This window comes from Microbacterium sp. Root322 (assembly GCF_001425645.1).
In the GTDB taxonomy this organism is placed as follows: Bacteria; Actinomycetota; Actinomycetes; order Actinomycetales; family Microbacteriaceae; genus Microbacterium; species Microbacterium maritypicum.
The window spans coordinates 1,460,197-1,482,979 of record NZ_LMCS01000002.1; the positions used below are offsets into that span (position 1 = coordinate 1,460,197).

Annotated in this window: 17 protein-coding genes; 8 read left to right on the forward strand and 9 right to left on the reverse strand. The window is 69.8% G+C overall.

The features are described 5' to 3' along the window. The first annotated feature begins 31 nt into the window (after positions 1-31). Positions 32-937: a glycine betaine ABC transporter substrate-binding protein gene (locus ASC55_RS11950; RefSeq protein WP_055875699.1), complete on the forward strand. Its 906-nt coding sequence runs from the start codon at positions 32-34 to the stop codon at positions 935-937. 121 nt (positions 938-1,058) lie between these two features. Here ASC55_RS11950 and ASC55_RS11955 read toward each other — a convergent pair whose 3' ends face one another. Together ASC55_RS11955 and ASC55_RS11960 are read right to left on the reverse strand one after the other, a co-directional pair. Then, positions 1,059-2,327 (reverse strand): sensor histidine kinase, encoded by a 1,269-nt coding sequence (locus ASC55_RS11955; RefSeq protein WP_055875703.1) that lies wholly within the window; start codon positions 2,325-2,327, stop codon positions 1,059-1,061. Positions 2,328-2,332: 5 nt separating this feature from the next. Further along, entirely contained in the window at positions 2,333-2,998 is a 666-nt protein-coding gene (locus ASC55_RS11960) for a response regulator transcription factor (protein WP_055871851.1), read from the reverse strand. Between the two features lie 172 nt (positions 2,999-3,170). On the opposite strand from ASC55_RS11960, the gene ASC55_RS11965 reads away from it, so the two are divergent. From ASC55_RS11965 to ASC55_RS11980, 4 genes are read left to right on the forward strand one after another with little or no spacing between them, the layout of a single operon-like run. Beyond that, a complete protein-coding gene (locus ASC55_RS11965; protein WP_157559442.1) occupies positions 3,171-3,899 on the forward strand; it encodes a hypothetical protein in 729 nt (242 codons plus the stop codon). Further along, the gene (locus ASC55_RS11970; RefSeq protein ID WP_055871857.1) at positions 3,896-4,951 is read left to right on the forward strand and encodes a peptidoglycan-binding protein; all 1,056 of its coding nucleotides are present in this window, start codon (positions 3,896-3,898) and stop codon (positions 4,949-4,951) included. Before ASC55_RS11965 ends, ASC55_RS11970 begins: the two co-directional genes overlap by 4 nt. Further along, positions 4,948-5,658 (forward strand): ABC transporter ATP-binding protein, encoded by a 711-nt coding sequence (locus ASC55_RS11975; RefSeq protein ID WP_055871860.1) that lies wholly within the window; start codon positions 4,948-4,950, stop codon positions 5,656-5,658. Before ASC55_RS11970 ends, ASC55_RS11975 begins: the two co-directional genes overlap by 4 nt. A 17-nt stretch (positions 5,659-5,675) precedes the next feature. After that, the gene (locus ASC55_RS11980) at positions 5,676-6,863 is read left to right on the forward strand and encodes an ABC transporter permease (RefSeq protein WP_055875709.1); all 1,188 of its coding nucleotides are present in this window, start codon (positions 5,676-5,678) and stop codon (positions 6,861-6,863) included. Between the two features lie 116 nt (positions 6,864-6,979). Here ASC55_RS11980 and ASC55_RS11985 read toward each other — a convergent pair whose 3' ends face one another. The 6 genes from ASC55_RS11985 to ASC55_RS12010 form a co-directional block, all read right to left on the reverse strand. After that, the gene (locus tag ASC55_RS11985) at positions 6,980-7,747 is read right to left on the reverse strand and encodes an ABC transporter permease (RefSeq protein WP_055875710.1); all 768 of its coding nucleotides are present in this window, start codon (positions 7,745-7,747) and stop codon (positions 6,980-6,982) included. After that, positions 7,744-8,517: an ABC transporter ATP-binding protein gene (locus ASC55_RS11990; protein WP_055875713.1), complete on the reverse strand. Its 774-nt coding sequence runs from the start codon at positions 8,515-8,517 to the stop codon at positions 7,744-7,746. The genes ASC55_RS11985 and ASC55_RS11990 overlap by 4 nt, the downstream gene beginning before the upstream one ends. Further along, positions 8,514-8,882, reverse strand: coding sequence for a DUF1048 domain-containing protein (locus ASC55_RS11995; RefSeq protein ID WP_017830056.1), 369 nt, complete (start codon positions 8,880-8,882; stop codon positions 8,514-8,516). The genes ASC55_RS11990 and ASC55_RS11995 overlap by 4 nt, the downstream gene beginning before the upstream one ends. Before the next feature lie 2 nt (positions 8,883-8,884). Beyond that, on the reverse strand, positions 8,885-9,247 hold the full coding sequence (locus ASC55_RS12000) for a PadR family transcriptional regulator (protein ID WP_055875716.1): 363 nt from the start codon (positions 9,245-9,247) through the stop codon (positions 8,885-8,887). Between the two features lie 224 nt (positions 9,248-9,471). Continuing rightward, the gene (locus tag ASC55_RS12005) at positions 9,472-10,110 is read right to left on the reverse strand and encodes a response regulator (RefSeq protein WP_055871880.1); all 639 of its coding nucleotides are present in this window, start codon (positions 10,108-10,110) and stop codon (positions 9,472-9,474) included. After that, the gene (locus tag ASC55_RS12010; protein ID WP_235563360.1) at positions 10,098-11,330 is read right to left on the reverse strand and encodes a sensor histidine kinase; all 1,233 of its coding nucleotides are present in this window, start codon (positions 11,328-11,330) and stop codon (positions 10,098-10,100) included. Before ASC55_RS12010 ends, ASC55_RS12005 begins: the two co-directional genes overlap by 13 nt. Positions 11,331-11,438: 108 nt before the next feature. On the opposite strand from ASC55_RS12010, the gene ASC55_RS12015 reads away from it, so the two are divergent. From ASC55_RS12015 to ASC55_RS12025, 3 genes are all read left to right on the forward strand, one after another. Next, positions 11,439-12,206: an ABC transporter ATP-binding protein gene (locus tag ASC55_RS12015; RefSeq protein WP_055871887.1), complete on the forward strand. Its 768-nt coding sequence runs from the start codon at positions 11,439-11,441 to the stop codon at positions 12,204-12,206. Continuing rightward, the gene (locus ASC55_RS12020) at positions 12,206-14,737 is read left to right on the forward strand and encodes an ABC transporter permease (RefSeq protein ID WP_162243054.1); all 2,532 of its coding nucleotides are present in this window, start codon (positions 12,206-12,208) and stop codon (positions 14,735-14,737) included. The genes ASC55_RS12015 and ASC55_RS12020 overlap by 1 nt, the downstream gene beginning before the upstream one ends. 332 nt (positions 14,738-15,069) lie before the next feature. Further along, complete coding sequence (locus ASC55_RS12025; protein ID WP_055875721.1) at positions 15,070-20,166, forward strand: beta strand repeat-containing protein; 5,097 nt, start codon at positions 15,070-15,072, stop codon at positions 20,164-20,166. Between the two features lie 84 nt (positions 20,167-20,250). On the opposite strand, the gene ASC55_RS12030 is transcribed toward ASC55_RS12025, so the two are convergent. Beyond that, a complete protein-coding gene (locus ASC55_RS12030) occupies positions 20,251-22,767 on the reverse strand; it encodes a helix-turn-helix transcriptional regulator (RefSeq protein ID WP_235563361.1) in 2,517 nt (838 codons plus the stop codon). Positions 22,768-22,783 lie beyond the last annotated feature (16 nt).

The window sequence follows — 22,783 nt, forward strand, 5'->3', positions numbered from 1 at the left end:
CACACATACGGAACCGAGAGAGAGAAATCACATGAAGAAGAAGATCCTCGCAATCACAGCAGTCGGCATCGCTGCATCCCTCACCCTCGCGGGATGCAGCGGTGACGGCGCCGGTGGCACGGGCGGCGACAGCAACGCCGACGGCAAGGGCACGATCACCCTGGGCTTCCTGCCCTCGTGGACCGACGGCCTGAGCACCGCATACCTGCTGCAGGACCAGCTCGAGAAGATCGGGTACACGGTCGAGATGAAGACGCTCACCGAGGCGGGCCCGCTCTACACCGGCCTCGCGCAGGGTGATGTCGACATGTACCCGTCGGCCTGGCCCGAGCTCACCCACGCCACGTACATGGAGAAGTACGGCGACGACATCGAGGACATCGGCACGTACTACGACAACGCCAAGCTCACGATCGCGGTGCCGGAGTACTCCGAGCTGAACTCGATCGAGGACCTCAAGGGCAAGGGTGCGGAGTTCGACGGCAAGATCATCGGGATCGAGCCGGGTGCGGGCCTCACCGCCCAGACCGAGAAGATGATCCCCGAGTACGGCCTCGACGGCGAGTACCAGCTCGTCACCTCGTCGACCGCGGCGATGCTCACCGAGCTGAAGACCGCGACCGACAAGCAGGAAGACCTCGTTGTCACGCTGTGGCGTCCGTTCTGGGCCAACGATGCCTTCGCCATGAAGGACCTCGAAGACCCGAAGGGCGCGATGGGCAAGGCCGAGGGCCTGCACTTCCTGGGCACCAAGGGCTTCGCCGAGGAGTTCCCCGAGGCCGCTGAGCTGATCGAGAAGATCAAGCTCGACGACGCACAGTACGGCGCGCTCGAGGACCTCGTGGTCAACGAGTACGGCGAGGGCAAGGAAGCGGATGCGGTCGACGCATGGCTGAAGGAGTACGGCGACCAGTTCGACTGGACCGTCACCAGCTGACCCGCCTCACACACACGCCTCTCAGAGGTTCGCTCCGGTCGCACTTGCTGCCGCTTCCCGGTCCGCCGGGCGGCAGGAAGTGCGACCGGAGCTTCTGCGTTCTGGCGCCGGTACGACGGTCTCAGAGCGGGAGGACGATCGCGGCGATCAGGCCGCCGCCCTTGCGGGCTCGCAGGCGAACTTCGCCGCCGTGGGTCTTCGCGATGCTCTGCACGATCGCGAGCCCCAGCCCGGTGCCGTCGGGGCCGGTGGAGGTGCGGCTCGCGTCGCCACGATAGAACGGCTCGGTGAGCAGCTCCACGGTGGCGGGAGTGATCAGCGCCCCGGTGTTCTCGACCTCGATGATGGCACGACCACGCTCGCGTCGGCACCGCACCCACAGTTCGCCATCCGGCACGTTGTGGCGGATGGCGTTCTCGAGCAGGTTGCGCACGGCCCTGGCCAGCAGCACCGTGTCGCCATCGACCGTGAGCTCGCGCAGATTCGCGTGCACCGCGATCTCCCCGGCGCCGAGGTCTTCGACCTCGCCTTCGATGAGGGTGCGCAGCTCGACGGGTTCGACCTCGTCCAGCCCGGTGCGGGCTCGGGCGAGGGAGAGCAGGGCCGTGATGAGGCGCTCGCTCTGCTCGGTGGCGCGGAGGGCGCGCTGCATGTTCGCCTGCAGGTCTGCCGGCACCGCGCCCTGTTCGAGCGGGATCTCCAGGGCCGTCCTGGTCGTGGTCAGCGGGGTGCGCAACTCGTGCGAGGCGTTCGCCACGAAGCGATCCTGCGCGGTGAACGCCGACTGCAGCCGGTCCAGCATCCCGTCGATCGTGTCGCCCAGCTCCTTGATCTCGTCGTCGGGACCAGGCAGGTCGAGCCGGCGCCCGAGGTCGCGCTCCGAGATGTCCCGCGCCGCGGCGGTGACCTCCCCGATCCGGTCGAGGGAGCGTCGCGCGAGCCAGAACGCGATCGCGGCGGCGACACCGGTGAAGGCCACGAGCACCACGACCGACCACAACAGCAGCCCGCCGCCGACCTCATCCGCGAGGAACGTCGACTGTTGCAGCACCGCGCCCTCGACGGCGTCGATCGTCACCGTCTGCATCGGAGTGGCCGCCGGGAGCCCGGCGGCATCGGCGGTCTCTGCGAAGTACGCGCATCCGGTGCTGCTGTCCCCGTAGAGGAGAGCGCTGCTGTCGGTGAAGGGCGAGACGCCCTCGGGGTCGGTCGCGCTTGCCTCCTGCGAGATCTGAGTGATCGACATCGACGGCACGCAGGTCGCTGCGGTCGTGTTGATCGCGGAGGCGAACAGCGACTGCACCACCAGATACTGCACCGTGAGCAGGGCGGCGCCCGCGGCGATGAAGACTCCGGCGATGATGATCACCAGTCGGGTGCGGAAGCTCATGCGTCTCATTGCGTCCCCACTCGATAGCCGTGCCCCGCCGCGGAGTGGATGACCGCGGGTGAGCCGAGTTTGCGTCGCAGCGTGTGCACCACGATCTTGACCACGCCACGGGTGCGCTCGAGAGGTTCGTCCCACACCTCGTCGAGCAGATCGTCGGCGCTGACGTAGCCGCCCTCCGCGGCGAGCAGCGTCTCGAGCACCCCGAACTCCTTGAGCGTGAGCCGGATCGGGCTGCCGTCCCGCTCCACGATGCGGCGCACGACGTCGAGGCGCACGCCCGCGAACTCCAGGACCGCACTCGCCCGCGTCGACTGTCCGCGGCGACCGAGAGCGCGCAGGCGGGCCAGCAGCTCGACGTACGCGAACGGCTTGGCGAGGTAGTCGTCGGCGCCGAGATCGAGACCCTCGACGCGGTCGTTGAGAGTGCCGGCCGCGGTGAGCATGAGGATGCGCGCCGGATACTCCTGCGCCACGAGTGTGCGGCATACGGCATCGCCGCTCAGCACCGGTAGGTCGCGGTCGAGCACGATCACGTCCACATCGTTCGACGCGGCGGCGGTCAGGGCGCTCGCCCCGTCGCGTGCGACATCCACCAGGTAGCCCTCGCGGCGCAGGCCATCGGCGAGGGTATCGGCCAGATCGACCTCGTCTTCCACCAGCAGCAGTCGCATGGCACCTCCCGTCTCCGAGGGTGCGCGCTGCACGGTTAGTTTCCGGTTAGGCGGCGTCATACCCCCAGCAAACCAGCGCATCCGTAGAACTGACTGCACGTCGCGGATGAACTGCGACCGCGAGAAAGGGAAAGTCATGTTCGACTCGAAAGCACGCCGTTCCATGGTGGTGATGCCCGCTGTCTTCGCGCTCTTCGCGCTCTCGGCCTGCAGCGCCCCCTCCGGAGACGACAAGGCGAAGGATGGCGCGAACGATGCGGCCGCTGCCCGGTTCGTGACCTGCCTGACCGACGAAGGCCAGACGGCGAAGATCCTCGAAGGCGGCCAGGTGGGTCTGCTGATGCCGGATGTCGACGGCGGGGGATCCATGGGCACGCTCAGCGACAGCTCCGCATCGATCAGTGTCGGCGAGGGCGAGGAGATGCCCATGACGATGTTCTTCTCCGACGACGACGGCGCGTGGCTCGCCTCGACCGCGGCATCCGGCTATCCGGAGGAGGGAGGCCAGCGCGCCGCCTGGGAGACCTGCGAGCAGGAGGTCCCCGAGTTCACCCAGCCGGAGCCCGACGTCTCGATGAAGGAAGGGGCGCAGACCCAGATGATCTCTCCCGAGGAGCTCGCCGAGGCAGGACTCGCGTTCGCCTCGTGCGCCAGGGAGAACGGCTTCACCGACTTCGCCGATCCCGACGCCGACGGCATGCTCACGTTGCCCACGGGGATCACCGAAGACGAGGCGCGCACCCTTCTCGAGGCGTGCGCGGAGACCACGGGAGAGATGCCGCCCATGTTCACGCAGGAGAGCATCGAGGCGGCCGACTTCGACTGGTTCGCGCTGATGGGGGAGTTCTTCGACGGCATGTTCGCGGCGGCGTCCACCCTCCCCTCGGGAGGCGACGAATGAGCCGCCGACTGACGAAGGTGCTGGTGCCGGTCGGGGTCCTGCTCGTGGCCGCCGCAGTGGCGCTGGCGGTGCTGCAGCCGTGGAGCTCGGTCGCCGAGTCTCCGGATGACGGCAAGAAGCCGATCACCGCGAAGGCCGAGCTCACGACGCTCACGTCCGATCTGCGACTGAACGGAACCCTGAGCTACGGCGCGTCGATCGCCCTGCCGGGTCGTGGCGGAACGATCACGCGCCTGCCGACCGCGGGAGATGTGATCGGTGTCGGCCAGGCGATCTACGAGGTCGACGGGAGGCCCGTGATCGCGATGCGCGGCGACCGCCCATTCTGGCGCGACCTCGGCGTCGGCGTCGACAAGGGTCCCGATGTCCGACAGCTCGAGCAGGCTCTCGCCGACCTCGGCTTCGGCAGGAACCTGACGGTGGACGACGAGTTCACCGCGGTCACCGAGACCAACGTCAAGGCCTGGCAGAAGTCGCTCGGCGTGCCGCAGGACGGCATCGTGAAGTTGGGCGACGTCGTCGCGATCACCGCCTCTTCGGTGCGTGTCGAGTCGGTCACGGCGCAGCTGGGCGACCCGGCGGGCACGAGTCCGCTGAAGTACACCAGCACCACTTTGCGGGTCGTCGCCAAGCTCACCGATGCGCAAGCGCGTGAGATCCTGCCCGCGACCCGGGTGACCGTGGTCCTCCCGGACGGCACGGAGGTGCCGGCGACGGTGACCGCCGTCGACCCGGGCGGTCAGCCGACCGAGAAGGAGGGGGAGACCACGCCGGCCACCGCGAACGTCGAGTTCGACGATCCCGCTGTGGCGGAGGGGATCGGGCTGCGTGCGGTCAAGGTCGTGTTCGCCACCTCCGAGGTGAAGGACGCCCTGGTCGTGCCGGTGACCGCCCTGGTCGCGACGACCGACGGAGGCTACGCGGTCGACGTGCTGCGCAAGGGCGGCAAGATCGTGCGCGTCGCCGTGGAGGTCGGACTGATCGCCGACACCAAGGTGCAGGTCACGGGCGGCGACCTCGCCGCCGGCGATGCCGTGGTGGTGGCGCGATGACGCCGGACACCGTGGTCGAGCTGGTCGACGTGATCAAGGAGTACCCGGGCAGCCCGCCGCTGCGCGTGCTGCACGGCATGAGCCTCGCGATCGAGAGCGGCGAGCTGGTGGCCGTGGTCGGAGCATCCGGATCGGGAAAGAGCACGATGCTCTCGATCATGGGAACCCTCGACGACCCCACCAGTGGCACCGTGCTGATCGATGGGACGGATGCCGCAGTCCTCGCCGAACGAGACCGGGCGGTCCTGCGCGCTCGCCGCATCGGATTCGTGTTCCAGCAGTTCTTCCTGCTGCCGGCGCTCAGTGCGCTCGACAACGTCGCACTCGGGCTCCTCTATTCGGGAGTCCCCGCGACGGAGCGCTCGGTGCGGGCGGCTGCGGCCCTGGAGCGGGTCGGCCTCGGCGCTCGGATGAAGCACCGGCCGGGTCAGCTCTCGGGCGGCGAGCAGCAGCGGGTCGCGATCGCCCGGGCGATCGTCGGGAACCCGTCGGTGCTCTTCGCCGATGAGCCCACGGGCGCGCTCGACTCGACGACGGGCGAGCACATCCTCGAGCTGCTCACCTCGATCGCGGGCGCCGGTACCGCGGTCGTGATCATCACGCATGATCCGCACATCGCCGAGCGCACGCAGCGGCAGGTCAGCATCCACGACGGGCGCATCGTGAGCGACACCGGCTCACCGGAGATGGAAGAGGTCGCGGCATGAGGCGGAGGGGAGAGCGGATGCCGCGACTGAGCGCTGCGGACAGCATCCGCACGGCGCTCATCGGACCGCGCAGCCGCAAGATGCGTACGGCGCTGTCGGCGCTCGGTGTCGCTGTGGGGATCGCGGCACTCACCGCGATCACCGGCATCGCCGCCTCGAATCAGGCCGAGCTGCTGGCGAAGCTCGATGCGCTCGGCGCCAACATGATCGTGGTGCAGCCGGGCTACGGGCCGGACAACAAGCCAGTCGCGCTGCCGGAGACGGCCGCGGGCATGATCGAACGGGTGAAGGGGGTCGAGCAGGTCGGGGTGCTCGAGAAGGTGCCGGACGGCACCGGTGTGTACCGCAACGACCTCATGCCGAAGAGCCAGGGCAACGGACTGACCGCGTACGCGGCGAGTCCCGACTTCCTGTCGTCGGTGGAGGGATCGGTGGCGAAGGGGTCGTGGTTCGACGAGACCGACCGCTCGCTGCCGGTGACCGTGCTGGGGGCGGCTGCGGCTGCGCGCATGGGCATCACGGAGCCGGGTGTGCGGGTGTGGATCGGCGAGCAGTGGTACACCGTGATCGGGATCCTCGATTCGGCGGGACTCGCCGAATCGATCGACGCGAGCGCGTTCCTCGGCGATCACTGGGCGGCCGAGCACGTGTCGGCTGAGGGCGATGACACGATCGCCTCGATCTACGTGCGCATGACCGACGGGGGCACGGGCGAGAAGGTCCGTGATGCGATCGCCCGTGCGGCGAATCCGTCGTCCCCGTATGTGCAGGTGACCGGACTCGGCGACCTCGCCGGGGCGCGGGACACCGCGGATGACTCGCTGTCCGGCCTCGCGGTCGGACTTGCGGCGATCGCTCTGCTGGTCGGAGGGATCGGCATCGCGAACACCATGGTGGTGGCGGTGCTGGAGCGGCGCGGCGAGATCGGACTCCGACGGGCGCTCGGCGCGCGTTCGGGTCAGATCGCGGGTCAGTTCGTGGCGGAGGCGATCGTGCTCGGCGGCCTGGGGGGCCTGGCCGGGCTGCTGCTCGGTGCCGCGGGTGTGTTCGTCTACGCCGGCATCCAGGGGCAGGCAGCGACGATACCCCTCGTCGTGCTCGTCGGCGGCCCGCTCGTGGCGCTGGTGGTCGGCGTGATCGCGGGGCTGTATCCGGCGATCAGTGCCGCGCGGCTGTCGCCCACCTCGGCGTTGCGCACGGTCTGACCGTCAGCGCACTCCGGAGCGGAGCTCTCGGCGTCGGGAGGAGCGTCCGAGCGCGGCGAAACGCCCCGGCCGGGTCGAGTGACCCGGTCGGAGCGTCCCGTCTCGCTGGGTGAAGATCAGCTGACCTTCTTCCGGTAGGAGATGATCGCGAACACGTAGGCGACCACGAGAATGCCGACGCACCAGGCGAGGGCCACCCAGATGTCGGAGCCGACGGGCTTCTCGGCGAACAACGCCTGGACGGTGTTGACGATCGAGGTGACGGGCTGGTTGTCGGCGAACCACTGCACCGGAGCCGGCATGGTGTCGGTCGGCACGAACGCCGAGCTGATGAACGGCAGGAAGATCAGCGGGTACGAGAACGCACTCGCGCCGTCGACCGTCTTGGCGTTCAGACCCGCGATGATCGCCAGCCAGGTGAGTGCCAGGGTGAACAGCATCAGGATGCCGATCACTCCGAGCCAGGCCCACAAGCTCGCCCCGGTGCGGAAACCCATCAGGAATCCGACGCCGAAGATGATCGCCAGGGTGATGGCGTTCGCCGTCAGCGACGTGAGCACGTGTGCCCACAGCACGCTCGATCGGGCGATCGGCATGGAGTGGAACCGCTCGAAGATGCCGCTCTGCATGTCGGTGAACAGCCGGAACGCCGTGTACGCGATGCCCGAGGCGATCGCGATGAGCAGGATGCCGGGGAGCAGGTAGTTCACGTAGTTGTCGGTGCCGGTGCTCTGCTGGAGCGCACCGCCGAAGACGTAGACGAAGAGGAGCATCAGCGCGATCGGGGTGACCGCCGTGGTGATGATCGTGTCGGGGCTGCGGAAGATGTGCCGCATGGAGCGGCCGGTGAGTGTCGCCGTGTCGGCGGCGAAGTGCATGGTCATGCCGCATCCTCCTTCTTGGAAGTGGTGCCGACGAGGGTGAGGAAGATCTCCTCCAGAGTGGGCTGCTTCTCGACGTACTCGACCTTCGCGGCCGGGAGCAGCTTCTTCAGCTCGGCGAGTGTGCCGCCGGCGATGATGCGGCCCTCGTGCAGGATCGCGATGCGGTCGGCCAGATGTTCGGCCTCGTCGAGGTACTGCGTGGTCAGCAGCACGGTCGTGCCCGTGTTCGCGAGTTCCTTGACCACGCCCCACACTTCGATGCGGGCTTCGGGGTCGAGGCCCGTGGTCGGCTCGTCGAGGTAGATGACCTCGGGGTGTCCGACCAGGCTCATCGCGATGTCGAGGCGGCGACGCATGCCGCCGGAGTAGGTGCCGACCTTGCGGGCGCCGGCATCCGTCAGGCGGAAGGTCGCCAGCAGGTCGTCGGCGACCTTCCCGGCGTCTGGCAGGTGCCGCAGCTTCGCGACCAGCACGAGGTTCTCGCGTCCGGTGAGGATCTCGTCGACCGCGGCGAACTGTCCGGTGAGGCTGATGCGCTCACGCACGCCCACCGGGTTCGCGGCGACATCGATGCCCTGCACGGTCGCGGTTCCGGCATCCGACTTCAGCAGGGTGGAGAGGATGCGCACCACGGTGGTCTTGCCGGCGCCGTTCGAGCCGAGGAGGGCGAAGATGCTGCCCTTCTCCACCTCGAAGTCGACGCCGCGCAGCACGTGCAGATCTTTGTACGACTTCTCGATGCCGCGCACCGAGATGGCTGCATCCGTCATGATTGCTCCTTCTTCTTCGCGTCGTCGAACGCCTTGATGAGACGCGTGCGCTCCTTGTCGATCCACTGCCGCCCGCCGTAGGCCGCCGCGTAGTTCTCGGCGAACTCGACCGGGTCGTCGCCGACGATCGCGCTGACGGGGGTGCCGTCGATCGCGGCGCGCTCCCACAGGTCGGCGATGTCGAGGAACATCTGCACGATGATGTCGCCGTCGGTGACGCCGCCGTAGTACATGTTGTAGCGCTGCTGGGCCTTCGCGACCTCGCGATAGGGCTCGGGCAGGGCGTTGATGCGGGCCTGGGCCTGCTTGTACTGCTTCTTCTCCTCGAGCGATCCGGTGAGCGCTTCGATCCACTTCGCGGCCATGATCAGTTCTCCTTGCTCTGGGTGTTGCTCTTGTTGTCGGTGTGGGTCTGCTTCAGCTGCGCGATGCGCTGCGCGAGGAAGTCCCAGGTCTTCCAGAACTCCTCGAGCTCCTGCCGGCCCTGCGCGTTCAGGGTGTACACCTTGCGGGGCGGCCCCTTCTCGCTCGGGACCTTCTCAACGTCGACGAGGTTCTTCTGCTCGATGCGCACGAGGAGCGCGTAGGTGGTGCCCTCGGCGGTGTCGGTGAACCCGTGCGCGCGCAGCCGTGTGGTGATCTCGTACCCGTACGCGGGCTGCTCGGCGAGGAGGGCCAGGACGATGCCCTCCAGAGTGCCCTTGAGCATCTCGGTCATCTGCTTGCCCATCGGGTTCCCCTTTCGTGTCGGTTGGTACTCAGTGTTGCCGAGTACCGGTACAAAGTAACACCGAGTACCGGTACTTAGCAACACCGATTACTGGGCTTGTTTTTCCGAGAGCAAGCATCGAGACCCATCGCGCGCGTCGAGACCCACGCCCGCGTGCGTCCGCGCCGGTGGGTATCGGCGATGGGCGTGGGTCTCGACGCTGGGGGGCTGGGCGCGGGACGCGGTCAGCTGCGCAGGTAGGCGAGCACGGCGAGCACGCGCCGGTGGCCACTGTCGCTGGAGGCGAGGCCGAGCTTGGCGAAGATGTTGCCGATGTGCTTGCTCACCGCGGTCTCGGTCACGAAGAGTCGCCCGGCGATGGTGCCGTTGTCGAGGCCTTCGGCCATGAGCCCGAGCACCTCGCGCTCGCGGGGGGTGAGCGTCTGCACCGGGTCGTCGGCGCGACGCCTGCTCATCAGCTGCGAGATGACCTCGGGATCCATCACCGTGCCGCCGGCCGCCACGCGATGCAGGGCGTCGACGAAGGAGGCGACCTTGCCCACGCGCTCCTTGAGCAGGTAGCCGAGTCCGTCGGCTCCGGCCGCCAGCAGCTCACCGGCGTAGCGGTCCTCGACATACGCCGACAGCACCAGCACGGGGAAGCCGGGGCGGCGGGCACGGGCTTCGGCGGCGGCCTTGAGCCCCTCGCTCGTGAAGGTGGGCGGCATGCGCACATCGACCACCGCGGCATCCGCCTCGTCGAGCCGTGCGAGGAACGCCTCGGCGTTGTCGACGGCCGCCACCACCTCGAACCCCTCGCTGCGCAGCAGCAGGGCCAACCCTTCGCGCAGCAGGGTGTCGTCTTCGGCGATCACGATCCGCATGGAAGCTCCGCTCTCAGGATGGTGGGTCCGCCTACCGGGCTCGTCAGCTCCAGCGCACCCTCGAAGGCCTCGATGCGGCGACGGATGCCGGCCACCCCGCCACCGGGACGCTCGACGGCTCCGCCCACGCCGTCGTCCTCGACCGTGATGCGCAGGATCTCGCCCTCGCGCACGACCCGCACCGCGGCGCGCGTCGCCTCGCTGTACTTGCTGACGTTCGTGAGGGCCTCGGCCACCACGAAGTAGCTGGCCGATTCGACGGCCGCGGGCACGCGTCCTACCTCGTCCGCCTCGATCGTGCACGGCACGACGCTGCGCCCGGCGAGCGAGGTCAGCGCCCCTTCCAGACCCAGCTCGTCGAGGATCGGCGGGTAGATGTCATGCACCGTGCGGCGGAGCCCGGCGAGCGCATCGGTCGCCGCATCCTGCGCTCGCCGCAGCGGTTCGAGCACGTCGCCCCCGGTCTCCTGGGCGCGCTCGGCGATCCCGAGCATCATCACCACGTTCACCAGGCGGTTCTGCGCGCCGTCGTGCAGGTCGCGCTCGATGCGGCGCAGCTCGGCCGCGTGGGCATCGAGCGCCGCGGCACGGCTGAGGGTCAGGGCATCGACACGGGCGGCGAGGCGCGACTTCTCGGGGGTCGCGAGGAGCTTCGCCGACACGAACGACACCAGCCGTGCGACCGCGGGGATCAGGAACGCCGCGACGATCGCATACCCGAGCGCGAGCAGAGGCTGCGTCGCCGCGAGTTCCCACGATGTGACCGGATAGACCGAACCGACCGGATCATCGGCGGGTGCGAACTGCCAGTAGTAGGTGATGGCGAGGGTGTTGACCGCGGCGATGGGGAGCGAGATCGTCAGCAGCGACACGAACAGCACGGGCAGCCCCTGCACCGCGAGCCACAGCACGTCGCGGCCGGTGGCGCGCGAGAACGCGAAGCGCAGACGATCGTCGATGGTCGACCCCGGCGGAAGCACATGGCCGATCGGTGCCAGCTCCACGCCCCGGTAGGCGCCGACGCGGCGACGGTTCAGATCCGTCCATCGGTGCAGGCCCTGCACGGCCTCGGGCACCACCAGCACGCCGCCGGTGAGGGCCATGAAGGGAAGCAGGACGATCCCCAGGCAGAGGAACACCACCGAGGCGATCGAGACTCCGGCCTCGACGGCCAGATACCCCCACGCACGCAGCCAGCGGCGCATCCATCCGTCCTTCACTCTCACAGTCTGCCCGAGGGCTCGTGGCGGCACGGTATAGCCAGCACCACCATCGATGCGGCAGCGGGCGGGATGGGGTGCCGCATCGGCCGTCCCTAGCGTCGAATCATGACCTTCACACCACTCGCCCCCGCCGTCGACGCGCGGCCCTCCGAAGCGCTGCGGCTGCAGTCCGTCGTCAAGACCTACGGCTCAGGCGCCAGCCGCGTCACGGCTCTGCGGGGCGTCGACCTCGCCATCGCGAAGGGCACGTTCACGGCGATCATGGGCCCCTCAGGGTCGGGCAAGAGCACGCTGCTGCACAGTGCCGCCGGACTCGACCGACCGAGCAGCGGCACCGTGCACCTCGGCGGGACCGAGATCTCGGGGCTGAAGGCGCGACAGCTCACAGCCTTCCGGCGCGATCACGTGGGCTTCGTGTTCCAGGCGTACAACCTGCTGCCGGCCCTCGACGTCGAGGACAACATCACCCTGCCGTTGCGGCTCGGCGGTCGCCGGCTCGAAGCCCGGTGGCTCGACTTCCTCCTCGACGCCGTGGGCCTCACCGAGTACCGTCGTCGCCGTCCTTCCGAGCTCTCCGGCGGTCAGCAGCAGCGGGTGGCGATCGCACGCGCGCTCATCACCCGGCCCCACGTGGTGTTCGGCGACGAGCCGACCGGCGCGCTCGACTCGCGCTCCGGCAAGCAGGTTCTCGACCTGCTCGCCCACACCGCGAGGGAGCTGGACCAGACGGTCGTGGTCGTGACGCACGACCCGGTGGTCGCCTCGCACGCCGATCGGGTGATCTTCCTCGCCGACGGAGCCTTCGCCGGATACCTCGACGGCGCCGACCCGGCCCAGATCAACGACCGCATGAGCGCATTGGGGGAATGGTGATGTCGGCGTCTCTGGGCTTGGGTCGACTCGTCGGTGCTGACCTTCGTCACCACCGTGACAGCTTCGTCGGGGTGGCGGTGGCCGTGTTCGTCGCGAGCGCGCTCGTGACGGGGCTCGGCGTGCTCGTCGAGTCCGGCATGCGTGGAGGACTGGCACCCGAGCGCTACGCCGCGGTCGACGTGGTGGTCGGTGCACCGCAGCAGGTGGATGTGCCGGAGGATCTGCCGGTTCCGCTGCGGGAGCGCGTGCCGCTGCCCGCTGACGCGGTGCGCGGCATCGCCGCCCTCCCCGGAGTCGACCGCGTCGTGGTCGATGTCACCATCCCGCTCGTGCGGCAGGATGCGGGAGCCGGTGCCGCGGATGCCGGATCCGCCGTGATCGAGGCGCACCCCTGGCCGGCCACTGCACTGACGGGCTTCGAGCTGCGAGAAGGGCAGGAACCCGCCGCAGCGGACGAGGTCGTCGTCACCGCCGGAAGCGGGCATGCCGTGGGCGACACGGTCGTCCTGGCTCACGGCGGCGTGCCGTCGGAGTATCGCGTCGTCGGCGAGGTCGTCGCTTCCCAGGCGCCGGAGCGGGCCTCGCACGTGTTCCTCAGCGAGAATCGCATCGACGAGCTCGACCCGCACGAGGGCGCTGCACAGGCGCTCGGCGTCTTCGTCTCCGGGGCAGATGCCGAGCAGACGGCGACCGCGATCCGCGAGGCATTCCCCGGCCTGAGCGCCCGCACCGGCGACGCCCGAGGAGACGTCGAGTTCCTCGACTCCGGTGCCGCTCGGTCGACGCTCGTGTCCATCGGCAGCGCATTCGTCGGCACGTGCATCCTCGTGGCGATGTTCATCGTGGCGGGCACCCTGTCGCTGTCGGTGCAGTCGCGACGTCGTGACTACGCGCTGCTGCGGGCGGTCGGGGCGAGTCCGTCCCAGGTGCATGCGCTCGTCGCCCGTGAGGTGCTGTGGGTCTCGGTGGTCGCCGTGCTGCTGGGCATCGCGCCGGGATACCTGCTCTCGAGCGTGCTGCAGTCGGCCTTCGTGGCAGCCGGCGTGATCCCCGGCGATTTCGCGCTGGCCGTCGGCCCGCTCCCCGCGGTCGGAGCCGTGCTGCTCGTGCTCGCCTCCGCCTGGGGCGCCGCGCGCATCGCGGCGTCTCGGGTGGCGAAGCTCGATCCCGTCGAGGCTCTGCGGGAGTCGACGACGGGTGCTCCGGCGATCGGCCTGCCGCGCATCATCATCGGAATCGTGCTGGCCGCCGCCGGGATCTCGGTGTCGACCGTGCCGCTCGTGGTGCGCGGGCAGATCGCCGCCGGTGCTGCCGGTGGCGCTGTCATGCTGCTGATCATCGCGCTCGCGGTGCTCGGACCGTGGCTGGTGTCGCTGAGCGTCCGACTGATCGGAACCGTGCTGCGCCGGATGTCATCCGCGGGATTCCTCGCCTCCGCGAACGCTGCGGCGAACAGCAGGCGCCTCGCCTCCGCTATCCTGCCGATCGCCCTCGGCATCGGGCTGGGGCTCGTGCAGATCGGTGCGCCGTCGATCATCGCGGCGGAGGCGGCGACGCAGGCCAGTGCCGGTGTCATCGCCGACCTGCGCGTGACGGCACCCACGGGTCTCTCGCCTGAGGCCGTCGACGCGATCCGCGAGACCCCGGGGGTGGGCGAGGCATCGGGGGTCGCGCTGAGCACGGCGGTGCTCGACTCGCACGACCTGGAGGGCAAGCTCGAGCGCACGGAGCACGTGCTGCAGGGCCTGGATCCCCGAAGCGTCGCGCACGCCCTGGATCTGCGCGTGCGGGAGGGGTCGCTGGCGGAACTCGACGGCACCACCACGGTCGCGGTGAGCACGGATGCCGCGCAGGTGCTCGGGGTCGGCATCGGCGGCGCGGTCGTCGGACATCTCGGCGACGGCTCGCCCTTCGCGGCGACGGTCGTCGCGGTGTACGAGCGGGGTCTCGGATTCGGCGACCTCGCCATGGCCGCCGACGCGGTCAGGGCGCACACCACCACCGGTCTCGATTCCTTCGCACTCGTCACGGTCGAAGAGGGCGCATCGGACGAGGTGCGTGCTGCGCTGGGCGCGCGCGGCCTGCTGGTGAGCGACCGGTCGGGGCAGGAGGCCGCCGGTGCGGCCACGCAGTCCCAGAACGGGTGGACGGGTCTCATCGCGCTGCTGGTGATCCTCGGGTACATCGCGATCGCCGTGGTGAACACCCTCGTGATGGCGACGGGCGAGCGCTCGCGCGAACTGGCACTGCTGCAGCTGATCGGGTCGTCGCGAGGGCAGGTGCGCTCGATGATGCGGATCGAAGCCGTGCTCGTCGCGGTGATCGCCATGGTGTTCGGGGTGGTCGTCGCCCTGCCTCCGCTGATCGGCATGAGCATGGGCATCTCAGGGCAGCCGCTGCCCGTGCTGCCCGGGCTCGGATCACTGGCGATCATCGCAGGGATGGGCGCGCTGGCCCTCGTGGCGATGTGGATCGGGACCACGGCGACCATGCGCACGCGTCCGATAGACGAGATCGGCTCGCGCCAGTAGGCCCCTCGGGGCCGGGGGCGTATCGAGTCATCGGTGCGCCCCTTCTGCGTGGGGTGAAAAGGCGGGGTGAATTCTCCGGGATCGGCGGGGCCGCGTGTCGGGGGCCGGGCAGGCTGGACTTGTCCCGGATCGAGTTCGTCATGCCCGAATGACGCTCGGCGGTCGCCTGAGGGGGCGGGGGCTTCCGCGTGCGAACGCGCAGCGGTGAAGCGATGAATGGGGAGACAGTCATGGGGTTTCGTGTTGCCCGCAAGGACCACACAGCCGATGGCCTTCCGTCCGAGCGGCAGAGCCGCTGGCGGGGCCGTGCAAGGAAACTGATCGGCGGCGCCGTGAGTACGGCGCTCGTCGCGTCGTCGATGGTGTTCGTCGGCGGGACGCTGACGGCCGCGCCTGCGGCCGCGGCTAGTCCGTTCCTGTGCACACCGGGCGCGGTGTACGTGCAGAACGCCACCGAGGTGCGCGAGTTCACGGTGAAGGAGCAGGGTGCACCGGGCGACGGCGGCACGCTGGGCTCCTCCACGGTCGGCCTCGACTACTCCAACAACGCCCTCGGCATCTCGTCCAGCGGTCAGTACGCGTACACGGTCACCAACGCCGCCGGCTCGAAGGTGCTCGCCAAGCACGATCGCGTGACCGACTCCACGAGCCGCACGACGTTCACGCTCAACTCTTCTGTGCTCCGTGGTGCTGTGCACCCGGTGACCGGCGTCTACTACTTCGCCAGCGGTACTTCCGTCGACGGGGCCATCAACCTGTACGCCTGGAACGAGAGCGTCACGCCGCAGGCCTACGTGCAGGTCGGCACGCTCCGCCCGACCGCTGACAGCACCGCGTTCGGCGCCAACGGCGACATGGCCTTCAGCGCTTCGGGTCAGCTCGTGCTCGTGGCGGACAACGTCATCTACTCGTCCGACCTTCCCACCTCGCTCGTGCCGAGCAACGCGACCATCGAGGCCAAGCAGGTCCACAACATGGGTGCCGGTGTGCAGGGCAACGGCATCGCCTTCGGTAACCTCGGGCACATCTTCGTGTCGGTCGCCGGTAGCGATCCGAGGATCATCGAGGTCGATCTTCCGCGCGGGCTGACCGTCAACTCGACGTCGACCCCCGGCTTCTCGCCCACCGACATGGCGAGCTGCACCTTCCCGAACACCCTCACCCTGAAGAAGGACCTTCCCGAGGGGCGTCACGCCGCCACCGACCAGTTCGCGCTGCGCGTGCAGTCGCCGGCCGGATACCAGGTCGCGCAGACCGACGCCACCACGCGCGGTGAGCGCGCGGGGCTGCAGCCCGACTACGCGGGACCGGTGTTCACCAACCAGGGCGACACCTTCCGCCTCTCCGAGGCCGCATCCGGAACCACGGACCGCACCCGCTACGCCGAGTCCCTGGATTGCGTGCAGGTCAATTCCGACGGCTCCACGATCCCGGTGGCCGTGACGGCATCGGGTGAGGTGAAGCAGCCTGCCGGTTCGCTCGGCACGGATGTCACCTGCACGTTCACGAACGTGCGCCTCGCGCCCGACCTGGCGCTGCGCAAGACGTCCGACCCCGCAGCCGGCGTCGCCGTGCACGCCGGTCAGCGCCTCACCTACACCGTCGAGGCGGAGAACACGGGCAACACGCGCCTCGACCCCGTCAGCGTGACCGACGACCTGTCCGGCGTGCTCGCGTTCGCCGAGTACCAGGGTGATGTCGCCACGAAGATCGATGGAAAGCCCGTCGCCTCGGGCGCTGCGACCGTCACGGGCGACGACCTCGCCTGGACCGGCGCACTCGAGCCCGGGCAGGTACTCACCGTCACCTACTCGGTGATCGTCGACGCCGGTGTCGAAGGAGAGCGGATCGCCAACAGCGTCACCGCCTCGGGAACCCCTCCGGGCGGTCTCCCCCCGATCGATCCCCCCGCCGTCACGACCGAGCACCCTGTCGCGGGCTACACCGTCGCCAAGAGCTCCAGCCCCGCCGCCGGCACCGTCGTGGAGCCGGGACAGACCATCGAGTACACGGTGACCGGGACCAACACCGGCGCCACCGTGCTGAACCCGGCCTCGATCGCCGACGACCTGTCGGGTGTGCTCGCGCACGCCGCGTACAACTCCGACGTCACCACCTCGATCGGCGGCACGCCCGTCACCACGGGGGCGGCCACCATCACCGGTGACGACCTCGCCTGGACCGGCGCGCTCCAGCCCGGGCAGACCGTGACCATCACCTACTCCGTGACCGTGGATGCGGCGTCTTCTGGCGAGGTTCTGCAGAACACCGTCAGCGGCACGGCCACTCCGACGACCCCGAACCCGGGCGACCCCACCGGGCCGCAGGTGCCGGGCGAGCCGATCGTCCCGCCGACCGCGACCACCGAGCACCCGGTCATCGGGTCGGGCTTCACGATCAGCAAGTCCGCTGATCCCGCCTCGGGCACGGCCGTCTCCGCCGGAGACACCGTCACGTACACGATCACCGGCACCAACACCGGCGACACCGACCTCGACCCGGCCCGGATCGTGGACGACCTCTCCGGCGTGCTCGACAGTGCCGCCTACAACGACGACGTCACCGCCGACCGCGGCTCGGTCGCCGTCACCGCCAACACGCTGACCTGGACCGGCGATGTGCCCCGGGGCGAGTCGGTCACCATCCGCTACACGGTGACCGTCGACGCGGGCGTGAAGCAGGCGCTGCTGAACAACGTCGCCACCGGTACGGCCACTCCTCGGATCCCGGTCGACCCGAGCGACCCCGACAGCCCCACGACCCCCGGAACGCCGATCGTCCCGCCGGCCGTGGAGACGAACCACCCGGTCGTCGACAACGGCTTCGAGGTGACGAAGTCCGCCGACCCCGCCTCCGGCACCGCCGTGCGCGCGGGTGACACGATCACGTACACGATCTCGGGCGTCAACACCGGCAACACGACACTCGACCCGGCGACGATCGTTGACGACCTGTCGGCGGTGCTCGCACACGCCCAGTACGGCGGCGATGTGTCGGCCTCGACCGGTGCGGTCGATCTCACCGGCACCACGCTCACCTGGACAGGAGCGCTCGCGCCCGGCGCCCGCGTCGACATCACCTACACGGTGACGGTCGACGAGGACGCGACCGGCGTGCTGCTGCGCAACACCGTCACGGGAGAGGGAACGCCCCTCATCCCGACCGACCCGACGGACCCGGACAGCCCCACCACGCCCGGCACCCCGGTGACGACGCCGCCTTCGACCACGGAGCACCCGGTGGCCACCCCCGGCTTCACGGTCACGAAGTCGGCCGACCCCGAGACGGGTTCGCGCGTCGACCCCGGCAGCGTGATCACCTACACCGTCACCGGTCGCAACACGGGTGACACCGTGCTCGACCCGGCGTCGATCGCCGATGACCTGCGCGGCGCGCTGGCGCATGCGTCGTACAACGACGACGTGACGGCCACTCGCGGCGACGTCAGCGTGGCAGACGGTGCCCTCGCGTGGAGCGGCGTGCTGCTTCCCGGCCAGGACGTCGTCATCACCTACTCGGTGACGGTCGACGCCACCGCCGGCGGTGAGATGATCGCCAACACCGCGACCGGTTCGGCGACTCCGCTGATCCCGACGGACCCGAGCGACCCGGACAGCCCCACCACGCCGGGCACGCCGATCACGCCGCCGCCGTCGACCACGGAGCACCCGGTCAACGAGCCCGGCTTCACGTTCGCGAAGACGGTCGACCCGGAAGCGGGCACGGCCGTGGATCCCGGTGACGTGCTCACCTACACGTTGACCGCCGTCAACACCGGCCAGACCGTTCTCGACCCGGTCGAGATCACGGACGACCTCTCGAAGGTGCTGCCGTACGCGTCGTACAACGACGATGCCGCGGCCGTGATCGGCGGGCAGCCCGCCGGTGCGGTGACCGTCGACGGCGCGAAGCTCGGCTGGTCCGGCGCACTCGCGGTCGGTCAGACCGTCATCGTCACGTACTCCGTGACGGTCGGCGCCGACGGCGTCGGCTCCGTGATCGAGAACAGTGCGAGTGCGACCGCGACCCCGCCCGGAGGCTCGGTCATCACCCCGCCGCCCGGCACCACGACGAACGCCGTCAACGTGCCCGGATTCTCGGTGTCGAAGAGCGCCGACCCGGCAGCGGGTACGGCGGTCGACCCCGGCAGCGTCATCACCTACACGGTGACCGGTGTGAACACGGGCGAGACGGCCCTCGATCCTGTCGTGCTCACGGACGACCTCTCCGGCGTCCTCGCTCATGCCGACTACAACGGCGACGCGACCGCGACGATCGGTGCCGCCGCGACGACCGCCCCTGCGGTGGCCGGCGATCGCCTCTCGTGGACGGGCGTCCTCCAGGTCGGCGAGACCGTCACCGTCACCTACTCGGTGACCGTGCACGCGGATGCCGGGGGGACGATCCTCGAGAACTCGGCTTCCGGCTCGGCGACCCCGCCGGGTGGGGTGCCTCCGATCGAGACGCCTCCCGCGACGACCGAGAACCCGGTCAACGAGCCCGGCTTCGAGCTGCGCAAGACGGCAGACCCCGCCTCGGGGACCCGGGTCGACCCCGGCAGCGTCATCACCTACACGGTGACCGGTGTGAACACCGGTGAGACGGCGTTGGCGCCGGTGCGCATCACCGACGACCTGTCGGGTGTTCTCGCCCACGCCGCCTACAACGACGATGCCGCAGCGACCGTGGTCGACGGACCCGCTCTGGAGCCTGTCGTGGAGGGTGACGAGCTCACCTGGTCCGGCGCGCTCGCCGTGGGTCAGCGCGTCACGATCACCTACTCGGTGACGGTGAACGGCGACGCCGGTGGTGCGACGATCGCGAACACGGTCGCCGGAATCGCCACCCCGCCCGGTGGCGCGGAGATCACGCCCCCGCCCGTGACGACCGAGAACCCGGTCGGCACCCCGGGCTTCACGTTCGCGAAGACCGCCGATCCCGGCTCGGGCACGGCCGTCGCCACGGGAAGCGTCGTCACCTACACGCTCGTCGGCACCAACACCGGTGAGACGGGCCTGGACGACGTCGCCATCGCGGATGACCTCTCCGGAGTGCTGCGGCACGCCGACCTCCGTCCCGGTGCGACCGCCGTCATCGGCGACCGCACGGTGGCCGCACCCGTCGTGGACGGAACGCAGCTGCGCTGGTCCGGCAGCCTCGCCGAGGGCGAGAGCGTCACGATCACGTACTCCGTGACGGTGCACGCCGACGCGGCAGGGGCGACGCTGCGCAACGCGGCGGTGGGCTCGGCGACACCTCCCGGCGGTGAGACGATCACGCCGCCGAAGAGCTCGACCGAGAACCCGGTGCTGACGCCGCTCGCCCTCACCGGCGGACTGCTGGCGCCGTGGGTGCTGGCGCTCGCGATCGCTCTGCTGCTCGGCGGTGCCGTGCTGCTGATCGTGCGTCGACGCCGGTCGCAGGCCTAGCGGTCACAGGAAAGGCCTCGTCTGTCGCGTGCGACGGACGAGGCCTTCCGCGTCTCCCGGGCGGTGTCTCGCCCGGTCGCCCTCTCACTCGGGGAGCAGACCGTGGCGCGCTGCCTGCTCCATCGCCTCGGTGCGGTTGTGGGCGCCCAGCTTGCGGTAGATGCTGCGGAGCTGGGTCTTGAGGGTGTTCTGCGAGACGTTCAGCTCGTCCGCGATCACCGGCAGAGACGCGCCCGATGTCAGGGCCCGCAGCACGATCTGCTCGCGGGACGACAGCCGTGGCCGCGTCGCGAACGACGGCAACGCGGATCGCAGGGGGAAGGTCCCACGGCCCGTCGGGTCGAGGTCGGCCCGCACGGCGCCGAAGTCCTCGGCGCTCAGGAGCACGAGCGGGGTGGTGAGTCCCCGGTCGATGAGCTGCACGCTCAGCGCCTCGCTCGAGGGTTGCGCGGCCGCGGAGGAGACGCGGTGCAGGGCGGCACTGTGCACCGCCGCCGCCTCTGCGCGTTCTCTGGCCGTCGAGGGGCGCAGGCGGGTCTGTCCCAGAAGTCGGACCACGTCGGCGGCCTTGCCGTCGATGAGGGCCAGGCGGGCACGCTTGAGGACCGTGCCGAAGCGATCGGCGACCGCATCCCGCTGCAGGACGCTCCGGGCCGAGCTCACGTCACCGAGGGCGAGGTGCAGCAGAACGCGCGGCTGAGCCAATGCTTGGCGCACGTGGGCTGCACCCGCCTCCTTCCCTCGGAGGCGCACGAACGATTCCAGACGCTCCAGTCCGGCTGCGGGTTCTCCGTCGTGCAGAGCGACCCACGCCTCGACGGCGGCCATCGTGGTCCAGTGCTCGCTGGTCGCCCGGTACGGCTCGAAGAAGCGGATGTGCCGCTTGGCTGCGGTGACATCGCCGTCCTCCACCGCGAGCATCGCCTCGGCGACATGGTAGAACGTGCTCCGATAGCTGTCGAGGAGCGCCGGGTCCCAGTCACCGTCGCGGATGAGAGCGACATAGTGCCTGGCCTCCGGCAGGTCACCGTTCAGCGCGTGGACCCCGGCCAGGAGGCAGATGCCGTGGAAGGCGTTCTTGTTGCCGTGCGCTGCGGCGAGCGCCGTCGCCTGCTCCCAGATGTGAACGGCGTCGTCTCGTCGTCCACCGTCGTAGAGCGAGATGCCGAGGTGGGTGCACAGGAGGGGCATGTCGCAGGCGTACTGCTGCCACTGCGACTCGGGCGTCTCGGTGAACAGGGCCAGTGCGCGTGCGGCCACCTGGGCGGCGCGCTCGGGTCGGCCGATGGCTCGCAGCGATGCGCTCTCGGCGGCCCAGATGAAGATCCGCTCCGTCGCCGAGAGCGTGGTCCGACGGGCATCCGCCGCTGCCACCGCGATGCGCAGGAGCTGGAGCCCGCGCTGGCGGCGGAGGCGATTGGGCTTGAGGCACATCCCGAGCAGCATGGCCACGAGAGGCTCCTCCTTGAGCCGTGACACCGGCACGTCGCCGAGCAGGTCGACGACGGCATGCCGGTCGCGGTGGAGCAGGCGGTTCCACCCCGACATCGTCACATGCGTGGCGAGGCGCAGGTCGTCGTCCATCGCGAGGCGCAGCCCCTCGAGGGGCATGTCGCGGCGCACCGCCCCCTCCGCCGCGACGCGTCGCAGCTGAGGGACCTCGTCCGGAAAGGTCCGGCGCAGTTCACGGCGCAGCATGCCTCGGGTGAGGGGGGTGAGGGCGAAGCTGCTGCGTCCGTCGGCAGACCAGCGGCCGAAGCCGAACATCTCGGCCTGGTCGAGGGCCTTCGCGATCTCGGAGTCGCCGGTGAGCGCCACCGCGAGGGGAAGGTCGACCGAGTCGGTGACGCTGATCCGCAGCAGTCCCTGCAGGGCCTGAGGATCGAAGGCGCATTCGGCGAGCCGATCCTGCAGGTAGTCCTCGATCACGGTGGTCGCGGCGCGCAACGATGAGGCATCCACCGCGGCGCCGCGCAGCGCGAGAGCCCGGATGAGGGCGGGGAAGCCGCCCGTCGCCTCTCGCGTGGCGGCGGCCGTGTGCTCGTCGACGTCGAGAGCACGACGGATCTCGTCGGTGTCGAACATGAGCTGTTCCGGGGTGATGAGCGTCGTGTCGATCACGAGGTCGAGGCCCTCGCTGTCGAAGGGACTGGGGCGGTTGGTGGCGACGATCAGCCGGGTCATCGCGGCGGTGGCCACGGCACGGCACAGGGCGAACACGCCCTCGCGGTCGACCGCGGCCGCGTCATCGAGCACCAGGGCCAGAGGAGCATCGACGGCGCGCAGCCGTGCCGTCACGGCGGCCCAGCCTTCCTCTCCGGCGGCGGTGTGCGCGGGATCCGCCTCCGGCAGGGCCCGTAGCAGGGCGCCGGCGAGGGCGTCTTCGGTCGCGATGGCGGGGGTGACGGTGATCCACACGACGTGGGACGCGGTGGCGGACGCCCATTCCACGAGGGCGGTCGTCTTGCCCGACCCGGATGCGGAGCGCATCAGCGTCAGCGGTGACGCGGTCTCGAGCGCGGCCGTCAGGCGGGGGCGGCTGACCGCATGCGCCGACACCCGCGGCAGATACCCGTCCCGTTGCACGGCAAAAGACGACACTGCACCTCCCCAGGTC

Excerpts from the sequence above, each read along its gene's own strand:
- ASC55_RS11950 (WP_055875699.1), top strand. The coding sequence starts at position 32 with ATGAAGAAGAAGATCCTCGCAATCACAGCAGTCGGCATCGCTGCATCC.
- ASC55_RS11975 (WP_055871860.1), top strand. The coding sequence starts at position 4,948 with ATGACGCCGGACACCGTGGTCGAGCTGGTCGACGTGATCAAGGAGTAC.
- ASC55_RS11990 (WP_055875713.1), bottom strand. The coding sequence starts at position 8,517 with ATGACGGATGCAGCCATCTCGGTGCGCGGCATCGAGAAGTCGTACAAA.
- ASC55_RS12020 (WP_162243054.1), top strand. The coding sequence starts at position 12,206 with ATGTCGGCGTCTCTGGGCTTGGGTCGACTCGTCGGTGCTGACCTTCGT.
- ASC55_RS12015 (WP_055871887.1), top strand. The coding sequence starts at position 11,439 with ATGACCTTCACACCACTCGCCCCCGCCGTCGACGCGCGGCCCTCCGAA.
- ASC55_RS12000 (WP_055875716.1), bottom strand. The coding sequence starts at position 9,247 with ATGGGCAAGCAGATGACCGAGATGCTCAAGGGCACTCTGGAGGGCATC.
- ASC55_RS12005 (WP_055871880.1), bottom strand. The coding sequence starts at position 10,110 with ATGCGGATCGTGATCGCCGAAGACGACACCCTGCTGCGCGAAGGGTTG.
- ASC55_RS11955 (WP_055875703.1), bottom strand. The coding sequence starts at position 2,327 with ATGAGCTTCCGCACCCGACTGGTGATCATCATCGCCGGAGTCTTCATC.
- ASC55_RS11965 (WP_157559442.1), top strand. The coding sequence starts at position 3,171 with ATGCCCGCTGTCTTCGCGCTCTTCGCGCTCTCGGCCTGCAGCGCCCCC.
- ASC55_RS11985 (WP_055875710.1), bottom strand. The coding sequence starts at position 7,747 with ATGACCATGCACTTCGCCGCCGACACGGCGACACTCACCGGCCGCTCC.
- ASC55_RS11995 (WP_017830056.1), bottom strand. The coding sequence starts at position 8,882 with ATGGCCGCGAAGTGGATCGAAGCGCTCACCGGATCGCTCGAGGAGAAG.
- ASC55_RS11960 (WP_055871851.1), bottom strand. The coding sequence starts at position 2,998 with ATGCGACTGCTGCTGGTGGAAGACGAGGTCGATCTGGCCGATACCCTC.
- ASC55_RS11970 (WP_055871857.1), top strand. The coding sequence starts at position 3,896 with ATGAGCCGCCGACTGACGAAGGTGCTGGTGCCGGTCGGGGTCCTGCTC.
- ASC55_RS11980 (WP_055875709.1), top strand. The coding sequence starts at position 5,676 with ATGCCGCGACTGAGCGCTGCGGACAGCATCCGCACGGCGCTCATCGGA.